The organism is Nocardia sp. MDA0666 (assembly GCF_003023875.1).
In the GTDB taxonomy this organism is placed as follows: domain Bacteria; phylum Actinomycetota; class Actinomycetes; order Mycobacteriales; family Mycobacteriaceae; genus Nocardia; species Nocardia aobensis.
This window is the reverse complement of the sequence record NZ_PYHT01000014.1, coordinates 64,063-83,146: the sequence shown is the minus strand read 5'-3', so window position 1 is coordinate 83,146 and position 19,084 is coordinate 64,063. Positions and strand designations below refer to the sequence as shown.

Sequence of the window (19,084 nt, the reverse complement as noted above, 5' to 3'; positions counted from 1 at the left end):
CCGACCATTGCGGGAAGTTCCGGGGTGCGGTGCCGATGCCCGAAACCTGGCTGCGCGCAGCATGATCGGTGAGTCACGCGTTCCAGCCGCGGTCGATCACGGCGCCGGGAAACGAGTCGTTCTGCGCGCGTGGAAGGGGGAGACGTTTGGCCGACCGGGGCGAGGGTGGGCCGGGCTTATGGCAGGGGAACAGTCGTCAATTCTGCTGATCGCCGATCCCGGAGCGCCGGCGGCGATCGCCGAGAATCTTTCCCATTCGCTCTCGAATGAGCGGACCGACGGGGCCGCGCCCGAGGCTCGGGATGTGTCGGTGCGATATCATGCCTACCCCATCGATGAGCACACCCGGTTCTCGGAGGTCGTCGACACCATCGACCCGGGTGGCCAGATCCAGGACGTCGTCATCTACCTCACCGATCTGCCTCGCCGCGAGGGAACGACGCCGGTACTGGCCGACATCAGCGTGCCGGACCGCTTCGCAGTGATCTCCATCCCCGGTCTGGGGGGTGCGTTCATCCGGCGCCGGGTGCGGGACTTGGCGCGAGCGGTCGTGGCCGAGATGACGAGCCGGTCTTCCCCGCGGCAAGCTCCAGTCGAGAGGTTGAATCGGGTGCAGGACGGCGATGTCGTCCACTATCTCGCCCCGTCGGTCCTGTCCCGGCTGCGGCTGTTCGCGGGCATGGTCTACGCCAATCGACCATGGCGATCGGTGACCGGCATGTCGAAGGTGATGATGGCGGCCTTCGCCACCGGGGCTGTCAGCCTCGCCTATGGGACGATGTGGCGACTGTCGGCCACGATGGGCCCGTGGCGATTGAGCGCGGCAACGGGCCTGGCGAGCGCGGCGCTGATCGCCTGGCTCATCATCGAACACAACCTCTGGGAACGCCAGCACTCGAGGAGCGAACGAGAGCGCGCGGCGCTGTACAACGCATCGACCGTCATCACCCTGACGATCGGCGTCGTCATCTTCCACGCCGCGCTGTTCATCCTGCTGATGCTGACCGCCTGGTGGACGATCCCGCCACAGATGGTCAGCGAAAACGCCGGCCGCCCCGCGGGATTGGCGACGCTGCTGCTGATGGCCTGGCTGGTGGCCGCCGTGGCCACCCTGGGCGGTGCGCTGGGTTCGGGCATGGAGGACGACAAGGCCGTGAAGGCGGCGGCCTACGGGGCTCGCCAACGCCGGCGATTCGACCACGCGGACTGACAACGGCGGGGTGGTCAGAGCAGGAGATGGAAGATGTCGAAGGCGACGTTCCATTCGGCGGTACCGGGGTTCTTACGGTCCGGCTCGATCGCGACGAATGTCTGCGCCAGCGCCACGCTCAAGCCTCCGGCGATCAGCGGCAATCGCTGCTCGGTCGCCTCGGAGAGGGCCATGTCCAACGGCGGCCGGGCCGTCAGTTGATCGAGCAGAGCCTGTAGTTCGATTTCCTGGTCGAGTTTTTCGAACCGGTGGATGCTCTCCTGCAGTCCCTTGGTGATCGGCAGGTCCCATGGTTCGATCACGTCCCTCAGGTTTGCCTTGGCCGAGGCCTTGCCGATGAGGATCAGATCGTAGATCTTGTCGTCGATGAAATCCGTGTAGCGCTTGAGGTCGTTCCGGTCGACTTGCAGGCCGGCCGCTGCTCGGAAGAGTTGCTGGAATTTCACGGTACCCATCACTGGCATGTCGTCAGCTCCTGTCGAAGTATTCATGGATTTGGCGAACCGCCATCGCTCCCTCACCGACAGCGGAGGCGACCCGTTTCACGGAGTCGCTGCGGACGTCGCCGGCAGCGAACAGGCCGGGCAGGCTCGTTTCGAGCGTCCTCGACGGCCGGTCGCCGATCCACTGATGGCCGTCCGCACGGGCGCGGACCGCGTCCATGCCCGTGAGGACGAAGCCGTGGTCGTCGAGTGCGATCGTGTCGGCCAGCCACCCGGTGTGCGGCACCGCCCCGATGAAGACGAACAGGGCGCGCACCCGAAGGGTGTCGCGTGCGCCCGTGTGATTGTTCTCGACCACGATCTCGTCGAGGTACTTCTCACCGTGGACCTCGCGAATCTCGGTATTGCGGTGAACGGTCACGCGCGGATGGCGCTCGATCTGGTCGACGAGGTAGCGGGACATACTCTTTCCGAGGTCACCGCCGCGGATGAGCAGGTCCACGTGGGAAACACGGTCCGCGAGAAAGACGGTGGCCTGCCCGGCGGAGTTTCCGCCGCCGACGATGGCCACCGGGTCGGTGCCGCACATCCGCGCTTCCTGATGGGTCGCGGCGTAGTACACGCTCGTCCCCTCCAGTACGTCGATTCCCGGCACCGACAACTTGCGATATCGCGCCCCGGTGGCGAGCACGACGGCCCGGCCGCGAACCGTGCCGCCGTCCGCCAGCCGGAGCACGTGGTCCCCTCCCGCGGACCCCAAACCGGTCACCTCCGCCGACACCAGGATGCGGGCGCCGAACTTGCCGGCCTGGATCACGGCCCGCTCCGCCAATTCGGCGCCCGAGACCCCCGCCGGGAAGCCCAGGTAGTTCTCGATCCGGGAGGAGGTGCTCGCCTGGCCACCTGCGGCGAACGACTCCAGTGTCACCGTGTTCAACCCGTCCGAGGCGCCGTACACGGACGCGGCCAGACCGGCCGGTCCCGCACCCACCACGACGAGGTCGCACACGTCCTGGGCCGCATCCCGGGCCGCATCCGGGACCGGAAGCCCGACGATGCGGGCGAGTTCCGCATTCGTCGGATTACGCAGCACCTTCTCGCCGTGCCAGATCACCACGGGAGTGTCCTCGGGGGAGACATCCAGGCTGCGCAGCAGCTGCTCCGCCCGTTCGTCGCGCTCCAGATCGATCCACCTGTGGGGCAATCGGTTTCGCATGGCGAACTCCCGAAGCCGCAACGTGTCCGGTGAATAACAGGAGCCGATGATCCGGAACCCCGAACCGAGCCCGATCAGCAGATGCCGCCGCACCAGATAGGCACGCAGGATCAGATCGCTGAGCACGGGATCGTGGGAAACCAGCTCGCGCACCCGCTCCGCCGGGACGACGAGTATCTCGCCATCCTCGATCGTCTCGGCGCTGAAGAACGCCACCTGGCCTTCCAGCAACCCGAGCTCGCCCAGAAATCGGCCGGGACCGTGCACGCGCAGTATCCGGCGTTCGCCGTCTCCGTCGCCCTCGTCGATGATCGCCACCTTGCCCGAGAGGATGACGAAGAAGTCGTTGCTGGGCTCGCCCTCTCGGACCAGCACCTCACCGGCGCCAACCGATCGACGCGTGCCACCGACCTCGAGCGTCGCGACCTGCTCGTCGGTCAGGCGCGGGTAGGCTCCCAACTCATCCGGTGTCTCGGCGTCGACAGCCGGAATGTCGCGCACGGGAGCGCCGTCCTCAGACGAAGTTCTGGTCGACATAACACCAGCGCCAATCTTCACCCGGCTCCATCGACTGGACGATCGGATGGCCGACAGTATGAGCGTGCGCGCTCGCATGCCTGCCCGGCGACGAATCGCAGCAACCGACATGTCCGCACGTCAGACACAGCCTCAGATGTACCCACGGGGTGCCGAGGCGAAGACATTCCTCGCAGCCCTGCGGAGTCCGGGGTGCGACGGGCCGGATCGCGGTCACGTGTGGGTCGACAGGGACAGAAGTCATGGCGTCGCCTCCTTGCCCGCATGTGCCGAGAGCGCCTGATCGAGCCATGTGCGCAGTTGTGGTACCGGAGCGGCGCCCGCCTGACGAGCCAGCACCTCGCCCCGGTCCATCACCAGCAGAGTCGGCACCGCGCGGACGGTGAATCGTTCGGCCGTCCTGGGCGCAGCATCCACGTCGACCTTCACCAGCTTCATTCGACCCGCGCGTTCCCTGGCGAGCTGCTCGAGCGCCGGACTGACCATGCGGCACGGGCCACACCACGTCGCCCAGAGGTCGACGAGCACAGGGACCGAGGATCTCTCGGCGACCTCCGCGAAGTCGTCGTCTCCTGCCGAGGCGATCCAGGGCAGCGGCTCATGGCAGTTGCCGCAGCGCGGTTTTCCTTCCCCTGCTGCCGCTACCTTGTTGACCCTGCCGCAGTTCGGGCACTTCACCTTGTCGGTTCTCATGACGACACCTCTTCTCAGGCTGCCGCGACGGCAGGTTCGGCATACGCGACGGCGAGTTCGCCGCCGGCCACGGTGACACGGATGGTGCCTCCCGGTTCGATCTCGCCGCGCAACAGCGCACGGCCGATCCTGGTTTCGACTTCGTGGGCGATGTACCGCCGCAGCGGCCGCGCGCCGTAGACCGGGTCGAAACCGTGTTCGGCGATGAGCCGCCGCGCTTCCGGCGTGATATCCAGGTGTATCTGCCGCTCCGACAACCTGTTTCGAAGATCGGTGAGTTGTAGCTCCACGATGTGCTCGATCTGGGGCAGCGTGAGCGGGGTGAACAGCACGATGTCGTCGACCCGGTTGAGGAATTCGGGGCGGAAGTGCCCGCGCAGCTCCGCCAGCACCCGCTCCCGGGCATCCGGTGTGATCTCGCCGTCGGCGGTGACTCCCCCGAGCAGATACTGGGATCCGATGTTGGAGGTCATGATGATCACCGTGTTCCGGAAATCGACCTGCCGCCCTTGAGAATCGGTGATCCGGCCGTCGTCGAGCACCTGCAGCAGGGTATTGAAGACGTCGGCGTGGGCCTTCTCGATCTCGTCGAAGAGCACGACGGAGTACGGCTTGCGGCGCACCGCCTCGGTGAGCTGGCCGCCCTCGTCGTACCCGACGTATCCAGGGGGTGCACCGATGAGCCTGCTCACCGTGTGCCGCTCCTGATACTCGCTCATGTCCAGGCGCACCATGTTGTCTTCGCTGTCGAAGAGGGCACTGGCCAGTGTCTTCGCGAGCTCGGTCTTGCCCACGCCGGTCGGGCCCAGGAAGATGAACGAACCGATCGGCCGGCGCGGATCACGGATACCGGACCTCGCCCGGATCACCGCGTCTGCGACAAGTTGCACCGCCTCCTCCTGACCGACGACCCTCTCGTGCAGAATCTCGTCGAGCTTCAACAGCTTCTCCCGCTCGCCTTCCTGCAACCGGGCAACCGGGATACCCGTCCACGCGGCCACGATCTCCGCGATCTCGTCTTCGGTGACCACCTCACGGAGCAACGGATTCCGGCCCTGCCTGGCGGTCAGTTGCTCCTCCGCCGCCGTGAGCCTGCGTTCCAGCTCGGTGATCTCGCCGTATCGCAACTCGGCAGCACGATTGAGGTCGTAGTTGCGCTCCGCCTCTTCGGCCTCATGGCGCAACCGTTCCAGCTCTCCCCGCAGCTCCTGCACCCGCCGGATCGCCTGCCGCTCCGCCTCCCATTGAGCGTGCCGGGCGTCGGCCTCGGCCCGCAGGTCGGCCAGCTCCTTACGGAGCTCTTCGAGGCGCGCCTTGCTGGCCGCGTCCGTTTCCTTGGACAGCGCGGCCTCTTCGATCTCCAGCCGGGTGACCTTCCGCGTCAGCTCATCGAGTTCGGCGGGCATCGAGTCGATTTCGGTGCGTAGCCGAGCGCATGCCTCATCGACCAGATCGATCGCCTTGTCCGGAAGGAAGCGGTCGGTGATGTACCGGTGCGAGAGGGTCACAGCGGCAACCAGGGCGCCGTCCTGAATCTTCACGCCGTGAAACACTTCGAGGCGTTCCCGAAGTCCGCGCAAAATCGAGATCGCATCCTCGATGCTGGGCTCGTCGACGAGAACGGTCTGAAATCGACGTTCCAGTGCCGCATCGGATTCGATGTGTTTGCGATATTCCTCGAGAGTGGTGGCGCCGATCATGTGCAGCTCGCCGCGAGCGAGCATCGGCTTGAGCATGTTGCCGGCGTCGAGAGACCCTTCGCCGCCCGATCCCGCCCCCACCACGGTATGTAACTCGTCGACGAACAACAGGATGCGCCCCTCGGCCGCCTTCACCTCCGACAGCACCGCCTGCAGTCGCTCCTCGAACTCGCCGCGGTATTTCGCGCCGGCCACCAGGGAACCCATGTCGAGCGAGAAGATCGTCTTGTCGCGCAGGCCCTCGGGCACATCGCCGCGCACGATCCGCTGGGCGAGGCCCTCCACGATCGCGGTCTTACCGACGCCGGGGTCGCCGATCAGCACCGGATTGTTCTTCGTCTTCCGGCTCAAAATCTGGGTCACCCTGCGGATTTCGGCATCTCGTCCGATGACCGGATCGAGTTTTCCTGCCCGGCCCTCGGAGACGAGATCGCGTCCGTACTTCTCCAGAGCCTCATACGCCCCCTCCGGGGTGGCCGAGGTGACGCGCTGATTCCCGCGCACTGTGGTCAAGGCGGTGAGGAAGGCCTCCCGTGTGACCCCACGACGCGCGAGGACCCGTCCCGCCGCACTGGCCGACCCCTCCTCGGAGAGGGCCATCACGAGATGCTCCACCGACACATAGGAATCCTTGAGGCGCTTCGCCTCCCGTTCCGCGGCGTCGAGCAGCTTGGCCAAGCGCTGGGTGATCATCACCTGACCGGGCGTCGCGCCGGGGCCGCTGACCTTCGGCCTACGCGACAGTTCACCTTGCAGATCGGATCGCAGAGCATCGACGTCCGCACCGGCCTGCTCGAGTAGTCGGGGTACCAGCCCTTCCGGCTGATCGACCAACGCGAGCAGCAGGTGCTCTCCGTCGACCTCGGTGTGCCCCATTCTGGTCGCGATGTTCTGGGCTTCCTGCAGGGCTTCTCGTGACCTTTCAGTCAGGCTGCCGGTGTCCATGGGGTGTCCTCCTTGCGCGGGAAGCTGCTTCGAGTTTCTCGATTCGATCCAGCAGATCGAGCACCAGCCCGATCGCCGAGTAGTTCAGGCCCAGACCGGTCCGCAGCCGTTGGATGCGGGCCGCGGTGGCCACTTCGGATGGTTCGAACGACATCTCGCCGGCGGCGTCGCGGTGGGCATCGAGCAAGCCGAGTGCCACCAGCCTTCGTGCCAGATCCGGGTGCAGCCCGGTACGTTCGGCGAAGGCTTCCGGCGACAATCCGGGACGGCAAACCAATACGTACCGGGTGACCGGGGTCGGAGTGCTCATGTCTTCTTCCTCGGATCGAAGTTCGATTCGGCGGCCAGCTGTTCGAACAGTTCGCGTTCGCGCGCTGTCGGTTTCGACGGCACCATCACCTTGATTTCGGCGTAGAGATTGCCCTTGGCACCACGCGGATTGGGCATTCCTTCTCCGCGCAGGCGCAACTTCCGGCCCGTCGAGGAGCCCGGTGCCACTTTGACCTTCGCCTCGCCGCCCGGGGTGGGAACGACAACGGTCGACCCGAGCACTGCCTCCCATGGCGATACGGGCAGGTCGACGTAGATGTCGCGGCCCTGCACCCGGAATCGGGGATGCGGTTTGATCCGCACCACGAGGTACAGATCCCCGGGCGGTGCGTCACCGTTGCTCCGGCCGCCTTGCCCGGCCAGCCGGATTCTCTGGCCGTCCAGGACACCGGCGGGGATGTCGACGTCGAACTGCCGTCCGTCCAATCTGAGACTGCGTTTGCCGCCCCGATACGCCTCTTCCAGGGTCAGTTCCAGTTCCGCTTCCTGATCGGCGCCGGGAATCGGTCCGTACCCGCCGGCGCCGCCGAACATCTGCCCGAAGAGGTCCTCGAAACCGACGGCGCCCTCGCCGCCGAAACCCTGACCGAAGCGCACCCTTCTGCCTGTGCCGCCGTACCCGCCGGCGCTCGCCCGGACCCGTTCGTCGTAATCCTCGGGGACACGCCGGAAGTCCTCACCGAATCGGTCGTAGCGTTTCCGGGTGTCCGGATCGGACAACACCGAATAGGCCTCGTTGGCCTCCTTGAACTTGTCCTCCGCGGTGGGGTCCTTGTTCACGTCGGGGTGATACCTGCGCGCCAGCTTGCGGTAGGCCTGCTGGATTTCGTCGGTGCCGGCACCCCGCGGGACACCCAGCACTTCGTAGTAGTCACGCGCCATCGCTGCTCACCCCTCGGGCCGGCTGACAACCACGGAGGCGGGACGTAACTGCCGGCCGTCCTCCCCATAGCCGGGGCGCACGACCTCGATCACGGTCCCGGAGGGAAGGTCGGGTTGGGCCACCACGCTGACCACTTCGTGGAGCTCCGGGGAGAACGGCACGCCGACCTCGTCGTGGCGCTCGAAGCCGAACTGTGCCAGCACTTGTACCGCCTGGTCGCGGATCGCCTTCACGCCCTCGACGACGGCCTGGGGATCGCTGCCCGCATGGGCCAGCGCGAGCTCCAAGTTGTCCAGCACCGGGAGCCACGCGGCGGAAACCCTCGCCACCTCCGCGGCCCGTGCACGCTCCAGATCCTTGGCAACCCGCTTGCGCAGGTTGTCCAGATCCGCCAGGGCCCTGCGCCAGCGGTCCTCGAGTTGAGCCAGCTCGGCTCCCGTGTCGGTGCGATCAGGAGCCGTCTCGGTCCGATCCTCGTCGGTGGTCGACTCGGTCGGCGAATGATCTGCAGACCTTTCCATCGTGTGCCTCAGCTTCGATCGAATTCGGCGTCGATCACGTCGTCGTCATCCGACGACGCGGCACCTCCGCCGCCTGCTGCCTGGTGCCCGTCGCCGCCGGTCTGGGCCGACGCGAGCCCGTAGAGCAGCTGCTGCAGCTCCGAGGTGAGTGGCTCCACCTCCGCGGGGGAAGCATTGTCTTGCACGGCTTTCCGGGCGTCGGCGATCAGCATCTCGGCACGCGCCTTCTCGTGCGGAGGGGCACTGTTGCCGAGTTCGGCCAGTCGCCGTTCCACTTGATAGGCAACCGAATCGAGCGCGTTGCGCGCATCGACCGCCTTTCGCAGCGCCTCGTCCTCGGCCCGGTTCCGTTCGGCCTCCGCGAGCATCCGCTCGACCTCACTCTGGTCCAGATTGCCCTGCTCGCTGATCGTGATGCTCTGCTCCTTACCGGTGTCCTTGTCGCGAGCGGTGACGTTGAGGATGCCGTTGGCGTCGATGTCGAACGTGACTTCGACCTGGGCCTCGCCACGAGGCGCGGGGCGGATGTCTTCCAGCCGGAACCGACCGAGCACCCGGTTGTCGGCGGCCCGTTCGCGTTCGCCCTGCAGGACCACGACATCCACTGCCGACTGATTGTCTTCCGCGGTGGCGAACACTTCACTGCGCCGGACCGGGATCGTCGTGTTGCGCTCGATGATCTTGGTCATCACCCCGCCCTGGGTCTCGACACCGAGGGACAGCGGGGTGACATCGAGCAACAGCACATCGGAGACCTCGCCCTTGAGCACTCCCGCCTGGACCGCGGCGCCGAGCGCCACGACCTCGTCCGGATTGACGCTCATATTGGGGTCCTTGCCACCGGTGAGCCGGCGAACCAGCGCCTGCACCGCCGGAATACGCGTCGACCCGCCGACCAGAATCACCTCGTCGATGTCGTTGGCGGTGACCTTGGCATCGCTCATGGCCTGCTTCACCGGGTCGAGGCAGCGCTCCACCAGATCCGCCGTCAGATCCTCGAACTTCGATCGCATGACCGTCGTGGTGAGATGCTTGGGACCGTTCGCGTCAGCGGTGACGAAGGGCAGGTTGACCTGAGCCTGTGTCACCGAGGACAACTCGACCTTGGCCTTTTCCGCCGCCTCGAAGAGGCGCTGTAACGCCTGCGGATCCTTGCGCAGATCGATGTTCTCCGCGCGTTGGAATTCGTCGGCGAGATAGTCCACCAGACGTCGGTCGAAGTCGTCGCCGCCGAGATGGGAGTCGCCCGCCGTCGCACGAACCTCGACCACCCCGTCGCCGACGTCGAGCAGGCTCACATCGAAAGTGCCGCCGCCGAGGTCGAAGACCAACACGGTCTCGTGGGTCTGCTTGTCCATGCCGTACGCCAGAGCCGCAGCGGTCGGCTCGTTGATGATCCGCAAAACGTCGAGGCCCGCGATCCGGCCGGCGTCCTTGGTGGCGTTGCGCTGCGCGTCGTTGAAGTAGGCCGGAACGGTGATGACCGCTTCCTTGACCTTCTCACCGAGGAACTTGCTCGCGTCGTCGACGAGCTTGCGCAGCACGAGGGCACTGATCTCCTCAGGCGCGTACTTCCTGCCCCGCACGTCGAATCGAGCTTCACCGTTGTCCCCCGGTACGACGTCGAAACTCACCGCCTTGGCCTCTTCGGAGACCTCGTCGTAATGACGTCCGATGAAGCGTTTCGCCGAATATATGGTGCCCTTCGGATTCAAGATCGCCTGTCGTCGGGCGAGCTGACCCACCAGGCGCTCCCCGCTCTCGGTGAATGCCACCACCGACGGCGTCGTTCGCGCTCCCTCGGTATTGGAGATCACGACCGGCTCACCGCCTTGCCAGCTCGCGATGACCGAGTTCGTGGTGCCCAGGTCTATACCTACAGCGGTCGCCATGGCTCATTCCTTTCGATCGGTCCGGCCGGTGAGCAGGCGCACGGTTCGTCCGCGACCTCGACGTCGGCGAGGACCTCGTAGTGACGTGGTTGTGACGGCTGGGTCGAGGTGACGTCGCGCCGGCCGCCCGATGCCTCGTGTTCGTCGATGGCCGATTCGTCTACCGCGAAATGCTGGTCGGAGCGGAAGTCGACGGCGCTTTCAGCGTCGGCGGAGTCGTCGAAGGTTGCTATTACCTGGCGGGCAGGTTGGTTCGGACGTATCGCGGAGGTTGCACGACCGGACTCGGACATCACGCCTCCAGGGCGTCGATGATTCGGTGTTCGCCGAGCCGGCGCATACCGGTTCGGCGTTCGGCTGGTCGGTCCAACCGCTCGAACTCACGGCTCAACCGCCTGACAGTTCCTCATTCGCCCGTTGGGCGTCGAAAGAACGGGAGACGGTGGCGTCCAGAACCCAGCCGGAACACAGATGTCTGCCGGAACCCGCTCGAGGCGGCCGGTGCGCACACTCCGGGCATCAACCACCACTCCCGGTGGCTACCACGAGTCGGACGCCCGAAACCAGGAATCTTCGCCGCCGAGCGATGTTCTCAGCAAGCTCGCAGCGGGGTGACCAATCCTGAGGCAGAGCAGGCCCGCCGCGCGCCGATCGGCGCTCACGCGCTCGATGAGGCGCTAGTCATCGGACTTGTGGGCCACGGCGAAGACCCGCCGGAACGGCAACCAGGTCGTTCCGTCCGCGCGCTGGGGATAGGCGGCGCGCAGGATCGGTGCGAGTTGCGCGGTGAACTCCGTCCACGCTTCGTCGTCGAGCGCGCTTCGGACCGGGCGCAGCGCGGTTCCGGTCACCCATTCGAGGACCGGATCGTTGCCGGTCAGTCGCTGCAGATAGGTGGTTTCCCAGGCGTCGACCGCGCATCCGGCCGCGGTGAGCAGCGTCGCGTAGCCGCTCGGATCGAGGACGTCGCGCGGGTGCAGGATGCCGCTCGATTCCAGGCGCGGCCGCCATTCCTCACGCGCGGCGAGTTCGCGGATGGCGACATGGGAGGGTGCGTCGAAGTTGCCCGGCACCTGCAACGCCAGCCAGGCCCCGGACGGCAGGGCCGCCACCCACCGCGGAAGCAGCGCGGTATGCGTCGGCACCCACTGCAGCACCGCATTGGTCACCACGACATCGGTATCGGGTGCGGGCTGCCACTCCTCGGCGGAGCGCACTTCGGCGCCGATACCGGATTCTCTTGCCGCCGCGACCATTTCGGGTGAGGAATCGAACGCGTCGATGCGCGCCTGCGGCCACCGCTGAGCCAGCACGCCGGTGAGCTGTCCGGGCCCGCACCCCAGGTCGACCACCCGGCGCGGGTTCTCGGCGTCGATGCGCGCCACCAGTTCGAAGAACGGACGCGAGCGATGGTCGCCGAAACTGCGGTACTTCTCGGGATCCCACATGGGCTGCGTCCCATCGCCGGAGGGTCTAACCGTACGAGCGTTATGTTAGCGCGATGCGGCGCTTCCGGTGCGGCGGCGGTGTGAAGCGATCCGGTCGGTGTGTCGAGCACGGTCGACTCCGCCACGGTCGCGACCGCCTCGTCCCGGCCGGTGCGCCGGCCCGGCGCCGACGTGTCGTCTCGCCGGGTTCAGAAGTAGGTGCCGGCGAACGGGGCCGAGGTGGTGGCGAACAGATTGTCCGCGTCTTCGATTGCGCCGCAGCGGTTTTCGCTCACCCGACCGGCGAGGGCCAGCTGCTGCCAGGTGGATCCGCCGAGGTACACCGCGGCGAGGGCGGCCACGTCGGTGGTGAGATCGGCGGGGGCGTCGACGCGGGTGACGGCATCGGCGGCGATGCGGTAGGAGCCGCTGTTGGCGGGCAGGATGTCGTCGGTCACCGCGAGGACCACTGCCGGTGCCTCGCGGTAACTTCGGCGTCGCAGCGCCGTCGGGACGTCCACGAGCCGCAGCCAGGTCTCGTCGTGCACGCCGGCGACGGAGACCACCCGCTCGTCGGTGAACAGGTGCCGCAGTGGACTGTCGACCGGTGCGAAGGTGATCACGATCCGGTCCACGATGTCGTGGGTGAGCAGGTGCCGCAGCAGTCCGCGATAGGCCGCGGGTGTGGTCGCCACCCAGTCGTCGACGACGATCGTGCGCTGCGGATTGCGTGGCCAGCCCGCGCTGTCCGAAGGGCGATAGCGCAGGAATCCGTCCTCGGCGCCGGGCTCGCCGTGCACTACCGTCCAGCCCGTGTTGCCGGCCGCCAGCTCCTGGAACCGCCACCAATACGGCGGCCGATCGATCGCGCCGCTCCACGAATTATCCACGGCCGCATAGACTTTCGCGAGCGTCTCCCACCGGTTCTCGGCATCGAGATATCGCACCGGCCCGCCCGGGGCGACAGTGTCGCGCAATCGGGCCTGCCGTCGATCCACCTCGAGCGTCGCGTACGAACTCGCCACCCCGTACCCGAACCGCTCGTAGATGCCGCCCTGAGTGGCGCGCAGACTCGCGACCACCTCACCGCGCTCGGCGACATCGGCCAGCTGACGCCGCAACAAGGCACTCACCACACCCCGGCGAGTATGGGTCGGCAGCACACCGACATGCGTGACGGCCGCATGCGGAAGACGCTGCCCGCCGGGCACCTCCAGCCAACTCGTATAGGAGTCGACCGCCCCGACCAACTGGCCGTCCAGCCGCGCCCCGAGCGTGCGCCCCGGCTCGACCAGTCCGTCGGCGCCGTCCGGCAGCGGCGGCAGACCGACCATCGCGGTGCGGAAGATCTCTCCCGCCGCCCGCACATCCCCGGCCGCAGTCAGCGTCGCGAGTTCGACGGCTGCTGTTCCGCTGGTCATTCGCTACCTCCGAGGTCGTGCGCGGGCACTGTGCGGGCCTCACCCTCCGACCACGGTAGCGGGCCATCGCTGCGGCCGTTCCCAGCGAATGCCGTCATGCGTTCCGGCGCAGGGTGGACGATTTCGTCGACCTGGTCGTGCCGGAACTACAGCGCCGCGGCCTGTTCCGCCGCCGACTACGCCGGGACAATGCTGCGCGATCAGCTCGGTTCGGTGCCGGCGAGTCCGAAACCGGCGGCGTGTGAGGGAGTTATGCGGACCGGGGGCTGAGCCGCCTGGGCTCGGCCTCGGTCTCAGCCTGCTGCCGCCATCGCTCGCCACGCCTTTCTGGCGCGGGAGCGGGCTCGCGGGGCGGCGTATTCGATTCGCCGACGAGCTTCGGAGGCGCTGATCCGCAGTAGATCGCTCAAGAGCTCTGCAGTGTCCCGGTAGCCGGTGTCGGCGGCGAGGCCGCGACGCTCGGCCTCGGCGACGGCCGCGACCATGGCCGCACCCAATCGGCGCCGGCGGCGTTCGGTTTCGACGAGGGTGCGCAGCAAGTCGACATCGGCCAGTTCCGACCATCCCCGTGCCGGAGCATTCGGTGCCAATGCAGTCGAATGTGTGTTCACGCGAGGCAGCTTACCGCATGCTCGAACAGTTGTTCGATAGTCGACTCGGCCAGCGCGTCGGACTTTCCGGCACCAGTACAGGACGTTTCGAGGCATCGGGTGTGCCGTGGTCTTGGGGGCTGTCCAAGATAAGGTTGGGTCAACGCTGGATGATGAGTCAGGACTGGAGATGCCTCGGAACAGACGGCCACGCGATCGAGAAGAGAAGCGTGCGGAAATTGTGGCCGCTGCACGGCGGTTGTTCGTCGAGGGGGGCTACGACGCGGCATCGATGGCGCGGATCGCCCGGGATTCCGGGGTGGTGTCGAACACGCTGTACTGGTACTTCCAGGACAAGGACGCGGTATTGATCGCGGTCCTGGACGCGGTCCTGGCCGACTCGATGGCCTCCTACAGTGAAGTGCTGGACTTGAGCCTGGCTGATCGGCTGTTGTGGCTGGTCGAGGAATTGGAGCAGCTGGGCCGGTTGGTGAGCACGGTCCACACACGCGCCGAGGAGTCCGCGGCCATCCGGGAATGGCACGAGCAGTTCCACGCGCTGGCCGAGGGATTGTTCCGGGCAGAGCTCATCGAGCTCGGCGTGCCCGCTGACGAAGTGGATCCGCTGGTCGCCATCGGCGTTTTCGTTGTCGAGGGCTTGCTGACGCATCCGACGGAGCAGACCCAGCGGCGCGCGGTGATCGAGACGTTGCTGAACAGCGCTCGCGGTCTTGCCGCAGCCGCCGGCTGAGTGCCTGGACTCGACTGGCCCGGGGCAACCTACTGCGTGTTGCGTGCGGTGTAGTCGAATTGTGTTGCCAGGAAATAGAGTTGGTCACGCACGGCGCGCTCGAAGTGCTCGCCCACGTAGATGTCGAAGTGGTCGCAAGGGTAGTTCTGGACGTGCACGTGCGCCAGGCCCCGCGCGTGCCGCCTCGTGGTCTTCGCGGGCGCGGCCGCGTCGTTGTCGCAGACACACAGCAGCGTCGGAGTGCTGAAGCGAGCCAGCGCGCGACCGGGCCGATAGAGCGGTAGGTGCAGCGCCAGCCGTGCGGCCAGGGCGTTGGCGGCATCGAATTCACCGGCCGGGCCGCGTAATACACCCCATATGCTGTCGCGGCCGACGACGGTCACGGGTTCTTGCCCACCGTCGCTCTCGGTCAGCTCGATGTTCGTCGACACCTGAGCCCGCACCGAGGGCATCCGTTTCAACAACGCGCTGGTGCGCCGCGAGAGCCGGGTCCCCGCGGGCAGAAGTGCGGAGGCACCGGCGAGAGCGTCGGGTGAGGCCACGAACGCGGGCATGTAGGACGTGCCCGCCATCGGCATCAGGATCGGCTTCGCGCCGAACCGCGAACCGACCGTGTCGAGGATGCCGGCCACTGTCAGCGCTATCGCGCTCAGCGGGCCGGTTCGTAGCCGCGAGCGCAACGACGCCGGTCCGTCGGTGAAGGGGCACTGGGCCACGACGGCCGCGAGGCGGCTGTCTTCGGAAGCGACCTGGACGACATGTCCGCCACCGAAAGAGCTGCCCCACAACGCGATCCGGTCGACATCGACCTCCGGTAGGGTGCGTACAAAGGCGAGGGCGGCATGCCAATCCGCGCGTTGCTTGCCGATATCGAGTAGTTGGCGTGGGTATCCGTCGCTCGCGCCGAGGTGGCGGTAGTCGAACACCAGCACCGACCAGCCCGCTGCGGTGAACCGCTCGGCATAGGCATCCAGGCGCATCTGACGAACCGCTCCCAACCCGTGCCCCATGATCACCATGGGCTGCGGTCCCCGCGAGTCGGGCGGGGTGTACAGCCATGCTGCGCACATGTCCGTCCCGGACGCGAAGGCGACCTCACGTCGCTGTACCGCCGTTCCCTCGTGCTGATCCGGCCCGCTGCTCGTCATACCGTGTGCCCTTTTCGCCTCGTCGCAGTTCTTCTTGGACGTCATCCAAGAAGATCGTCCGGCAACGGTAGAGATTTCTTGAACGCCAGTCAAGAAGTCGCTACCCTTCTTGATGACCATTCAAGAAAGCGAGAGATGAGGCGGGCTCGCTTGACATTCGCGGCCCACCCGAACGAAGGAACCATGACCACATCCCCCCCGCACCGCGTTGATCACCGGCGCTTCGGCCGGCATCGGCGCGACGTTCGCCCGCCACCTCGCCGCGCGCGGCTACCAACTGCTCTTGGTCGCCCGCCGCGGCGACCGCCTCCAGGAACTCGCCGCGCAGTTGACCGAACGGCACGACGTGCGCTGTGAGGTGCTCGCCGCCGACCTCACCGACTCCGCCGCACCCACCGCGATTGTGAACCACGCCGACCAGCAGGGCCTCGACATCGATGTCCTGATCAACAACGCGGGCCTGTCGGGTAAAACCGCGTTCGCCGACACCCCGTGGGATGCCCTGGCCGGGGAGATCCAGCTGATGGTGACCGCCCCGACCGAACTCATCCACCTGGTCGTCCCCGGCATGAAGAAACGTAACTGGGGCCGCATCGTCAATCTGTCCTCGGTCGCCGCGTTCGCCCCACCGGCGGCCAGCCTGCTCTACACCGGCATCAAGTCGTTCGTGCTCAACACCTCACAGGCCCTCGACATGGAACTCAAACCCCACGGCATCCACGTCACCGCCCTGTGCCCCGGCTTCACTCACACCGAATTCCACGATGTCATGGGCACTCGCGACAAAGCCGACCATCTGCCCCGAATCCTCTGGCAGCAGCCAGAAGCCGTCGTCACCGAAGGCTGGGCCGCCGTGATGAAGGGCAAGCCCGTGTGCGTGCCCGGCACCCTCAACAAGATCTCCGCCGCCGCCATGAAACCCCTGCCCATCCACCTGGGCTACCTCGCCGGGAAGACCCTCAACCCTTTCAAGAACAGCTGAACCCGCCTCGCGATGGCACGTGTACATCGGCTCCTCACCCGAGCGCCTTCAGGTGATCTCTCCGCGGCATCAACCATGTGACCAGCAAGGCCCTGGTTACTGATCGTGACCAGAAGCAAGAGCGCTCGATATGCGGCTACCCAGGGCGGGATTACGCGGTGGGCGTTTCGGTGCGGCTGATGGCGCGCGGGATGTCGAGGGCGGCCAGTTTGTCGGGGTTGCGGATACCGTAGCCGCTGACGATCCGGTCCTCGGCGATGTCGAATACGAGGACGGCTTCCAATTTGTCGCCGATGTAGCACGCGAGTGCCGGTTGACCGTTGCAGTTCACCGTCTCGACGCGTACTTCCGGACGCCGCAGCGCGTATCTGAAGACCGCCATGAGAATCGCACCCACTCGTTCGGCGCCGACCATGACCAGCTCCGGCAGTGCGGTCACCTTGCCGCCGCTGTCAGTGGTCCAGGTAATGTCCGGTGCGAGCAGCGACAGCAAGCCTTCCATGTCGCCGGTGGTCGCGGCCGTTATGAAGCGTTCGGTGACCGCGGCGGTTCGGGCGGTGTCGACGGGGCCGGAGCGCTTGCGCCGGGCATGGACATGGTTGCGGGCGCGGCGCGCGGTCTGATGCACAGCGCCGACGGATTTTCCTGTTGCGGAAGCAATTTCGTCATAGTCGAAACCGAAGACCTCGCGCAGCACGAAAACTGCCCGCTCGATGGGGGTGAGCGTTTCCAGCACGATCAGCATCCCCATCGAGACCGATTCGGTGAGTACCACATCGCTCGAGGCGTCGCCGTCGGTGAGCAGCAGCGGCTCGGGCAGCCATGGGCCGACGTACTCCTCGCGGCGACTGACGCTGGCCCGCAACGCATTCAGTGCCTGTCGCGTGACGAGCTGGGCCAGATAGGATTTCGTATCCCGGACCGTGGCCAGGTCCACCCGCCGCCACCGTAGATAGCTGTCCTGCAGCACGTCGTCGGCTTCGGTTGCCGAACCCAGGATTTCGTAGGCGATGGTGAACAGCAGCGGCCGCAGGTGGACGAAACGCTCGGTGTGCTCATCGGTGGAGGTCATGGCTTCGAAACTCCCTGCGGCTCGGCCGCGCTCAGATCCTTACGCCTGCCCAAGCCCAGGAAGGTCGGGATCGCGCCGGGTTTGCGGGCTTCCTTGCGAATGGTCCCGATCGGGCCCGCGAGACCCACCCGTTCCTTGATCCACCCGGCCGTACGCCCGCCGAGATACATCGGCACGGGTGTGTCGTCACGCCGGCTGAATTGCATCGCACCCGCGCGGCTACCCAAACCCACGGTGCAGGCGGTGAAGGCCACGTCCAGCACAGCGGGCTCGTCCCCGGCGATGCGGACCAGCACATTATCGGCGGCCTGCGCACCCAACGGCTGGGCGGCATAGCAGCTCATCCGCAGCGGGCGGCCCGAGGGAGCGACCGCGTCCCCGGCGGCGACAAGGCGTTCATCATCGATGCTGGTCAATGTCTCGTCGGTCAGCAGCCGACCGAGCTCGTCGGTGCGCAGTCCACTGCGTGCCGCCAGTTCGGGCACCCCGAATCCGGCGGTCCAGATCGTGATCGCACCGGGCACCCATTCTCCGTCGGTCAGGACGACCCCGTCGCGCCGAACCTCGCCCACCCGCGCTTGCTCACGCACCTCGACTCCGTTCTCGGACAACCACTTCGCCACCGACCGCCGGGCCGGATTCGAGAAGTTCGCCGCCAACTTACCGCCACTCACCAAGGTCACGACAAGGCCCTGCTCCACGAGTTCGGCGGCGGTCTCGATGCCGGTGAGCCCACCTCCGACGACGACAATCGGCGCCTGGGCCGGCACGTCCGCCAGCGCTGCGCGCAGCCGCTGAGCGTATTCGAATTCGGCGATCGGATAGGCGAATTCGGTGGCACCGGGCACCGACGACGGCACCGCGGCGGTGCTGCCGACCGCGTAGATCACGTAGTCGTAGTCGAGCGCGCGCCCCGAACCCAATTCCACCCGGCGGGCGGCAGTATCGATGCGGACGGCACGATCGACGATCAGCCGTACCCCGGCGCCGAGCAGCGTGTCGTAGCCGATCGCAGCCTCATGGGTACCGGCCACGAACTGATGCAACCGCATGCGCTCGACGAACTGCGGACGCGGATTGACCAGCGTGATCTCGACATCGCGGCGCAGCCGCAGCCGATTGGCCGCCACGGCACCGGCGTAACCGCCGCCGATCACAACCACTTTGGTGATGGCATTGAAATCAGTCATGCCCTCCAGACACGCCACACCCTCCAGAACCGACACAAAGTGACAACCGTCACATTCGCAGCCTGTCGACAGCCCAATTCCGGCCCGTCCGGTGGAGTGGTACACATCACATTTCAGGCTGAATCCCGGTCGG

18 protein-coding genes and 1 pseudogene are annotated in these 19,084 nt (G+C 66.6%); 3 read left to right on the top strand and 16 right to left on the bottom strand.

Going from position 1 to position 19,084, the window contains the following annotated elements; all coding sequences use genetic code 11:
- Positions 1–178 precede the first annotated feature (178 nt).
- Positions 179–1,210 (top strand): hypothetical protein, encoded by a 1,032-nt coding sequence (locus tag C8258_RS20120; protein WP_106956528.1) that lies wholly within the window; start codon positions 179–181, stop codon positions 1,208–1,210.
- Positions 1,211–1,224: 14 nt separating this feature from the next.
- On the opposite strand, the gene C8258_RS20115 is transcribed toward C8258_RS20120, so the two are convergent.
- From C8258_RS20115 to C8258_RS20050, 13 genes and pseudogenes are all read right to left on the bottom strand, one after another.
- Positions 1,225–1,665 carry a DUF1931 family protein gene (locus tag C8258_RS20115; RefSeq protein WP_199195775.1) on the bottom strand — a complete coding sequence of 147 codons (441 nt, stop codon included), beginning with the start codon at positions 1,663–1,665 and terminating at the stop codon, positions 1,225–1,227.
- A gap of 13 nt (positions 1,666–1,678) precedes the next feature.
- Positions 1,679–3,406, bottom strand: coding sequence for a cyclic nucleotide-binding domain-containing thioredoxin-disulfide reductase (locus C8258_RS20110; RefSeq protein ID WP_106956526.1), 1,728 nt, complete (start codon positions 3,404–3,406; stop codon positions 1,679–1,681).
- The gene (locus tag C8258_RS20105; protein WP_104393369.1) at positions 3,384–3,650 is read right to left on the bottom strand and encodes a UBP-type zinc finger domain-containing protein; all 267 of its coding nucleotides are present in this window, start codon (positions 3,648–3,650) and stop codon (positions 3,384–3,386) included. Before C8258_RS20105 ends, C8258_RS20110 begins: the two co-directional genes overlap by 23 nt.
- Positions 3,647–4,099, bottom strand: coding sequence for a thioredoxin (trxA, locus tag C8258_RS20100; protein ID WP_106956525.1), 453 nt, complete (start codon positions 4,097–4,099; stop codon positions 3,647–3,649). The genes C8258_RS20105 and trxA overlap by 4 nt, the downstream gene beginning before the upstream one ends.
- A gap of 14 nt (positions 4,100–4,113) precedes the next feature.
- Positions 4,114–6,744, bottom strand: a complete 2,631-nt coding sequence (gene clpB, locus C8258_RS20095; RefSeq protein WP_106956524.1) for an ATP-dependent chaperone ClpB — start codon at positions 6,742–6,744, stop codon at positions 4,114–4,116.
- A pseudogene (locus C8258_RS20090) lies at positions 6,726–7,054 on the bottom strand (chaperone modulator CbpM). The gene clpB and the pseudogene C8258_RS20090 overlap by 19 nt, the downstream one beginning before the upstream one ends.
- Positions 7,051–7,956: a DnaJ C-terminal domain-containing protein gene (locus C8258_RS20085; protein ID WP_106956523.1), complete on the bottom strand. Its 906-nt coding sequence runs from the start codon at positions 7,954–7,956 to the stop codon at positions 7,051–7,053. Before C8258_RS20085 ends, C8258_RS20090 begins: the two are co-directional and overlap by 4 nt.
- 6 nt (positions 7,957–7,962) lie before the next feature.
- Positions 7,963–8,478 (bottom strand): nucleotide exchange factor GrpE, encoded by a 516-nt coding sequence (locus tag C8258_RS20080; RefSeq protein ID WP_106956522.1) that lies wholly within the window; start codon positions 8,476–8,478, stop codon positions 7,963–7,965.
- An 8-nt stretch (positions 8,479–8,486) separates the two neighbouring features.
- Positions 8,487–10,370, bottom strand: coding sequence for a molecular chaperone DnaK (gene dnaK / locus C8258_RS20075; protein WP_106956521.1), 1,884 nt, complete (start codon positions 10,368–10,370; stop codon positions 8,487–8,489).
- On the bottom strand, positions 10,355–10,663 hold the full coding sequence (locus C8258_RS20070; RefSeq protein WP_233225215.1) for a hypothetical protein: 309 nt from the start codon (positions 10,661–10,663) through the stop codon (positions 10,355–10,357). The genes dnaK and C8258_RS20070 overlap by 16 nt, the downstream gene beginning before the upstream one ends.
- Positions 10,664–11,047: 384 nt before the next feature.
- Complete coding sequence (locus tag C8258_RS20065; RefSeq protein ID WP_106956520.1) at positions 11,048–11,818, bottom strand: trans-aconitate 2-methyltransferase; 771 nt, start codon at positions 11,816–11,818, stop codon at positions 11,048–11,050.
- Between the two features lie 188 nt (positions 11,819–12,006).
- Positions 12,007–13,218: a GNAT family N-acetyltransferase gene (locus tag C8258_RS20060; RefSeq protein WP_106956519.1), complete on the bottom strand. Its 1,212-nt coding sequence runs from the start codon at positions 13,216–13,218 to the stop codon at positions 12,007–12,009.
- Between the two features lie 293 nt (positions 13,219–13,511).
- Positions 13,512–13,829, bottom strand: a complete 318-nt coding sequence (locus tag C8258_RS20050) for a DUF222 domain-containing protein (protein WP_063002454.1) — start codon at positions 13,827–13,829, stop codon at positions 13,512–13,514.
- A gap of 169 nt (positions 13,830–13,998) precedes the next feature.
- Here C8258_RS20050 and C8258_RS20045 point away from each other — a divergent pair, with 169 nt between their 5' ends.
- Positions 13,999–14,559 (top strand): TetR/AcrR family transcriptional regulator, encoded by a 561-nt coding sequence (locus C8258_RS20045; protein WP_106956605.1) that lies wholly within the window; start codon positions 13,999–14,001, stop codon positions 14,557–14,559.
- A gap of 29 nt (positions 14,560–14,588) precedes the next feature.
- Here the strand turns inward: C8258_RS20045 and C8258_RS20040 are convergent, their stop codons facing one another.
- The gene (locus tag C8258_RS20040) at positions 14,589–15,752 is read right to left on the bottom strand and encodes an alpha/beta hydrolase (protein ID WP_233225214.1); all 1,164 of its coding nucleotides are present in this window, start codon (positions 15,750–15,752) and stop codon (positions 14,589–14,591) included.
- A gap of 163 nt (positions 15,753–15,915) precedes the next feature.
- Between C8258_RS20040 and C8258_RS20035 the strand changes: the two genes are divergently transcribed.
- Entirely contained in the window at positions 15,916–16,689 is a 774-nt protein-coding gene (locus tag C8258_RS20035) for an SDR family oxidoreductase (protein ID WP_106956517.1), read from the top strand.
- 151 nt (positions 16,690–16,840) lie between these two features.
- Here C8258_RS20035 and sigJ read toward each other — a convergent pair whose 3' ends face one another.
- Both sigJ and C8258_RS20025 read right to left on the bottom strand, forming a co-directional pair.
- Positions 16,841–17,761, bottom strand: a complete 921-nt coding sequence (sigJ, locus tag C8258_RS20030; RefSeq protein ID WP_106956516.1) for an RNA polymerase sigma factor SigJ — start codon at positions 17,759–17,761, stop codon at positions 16,841–16,843.
- Positions 17,758–18,951, bottom strand: coding sequence for an NAD(P)/FAD-dependent oxidoreductase (locus C8258_RS20025; protein ID WP_106956603.1), 1,194 nt, complete (start codon positions 18,949–18,951; stop codon positions 17,758–17,760). Before C8258_RS20025 ends, sigJ begins: the two co-directional genes overlap by 4 nt.
- Between the last annotated feature and the right edge of the window lie 133 nt (positions 18,952–19,084).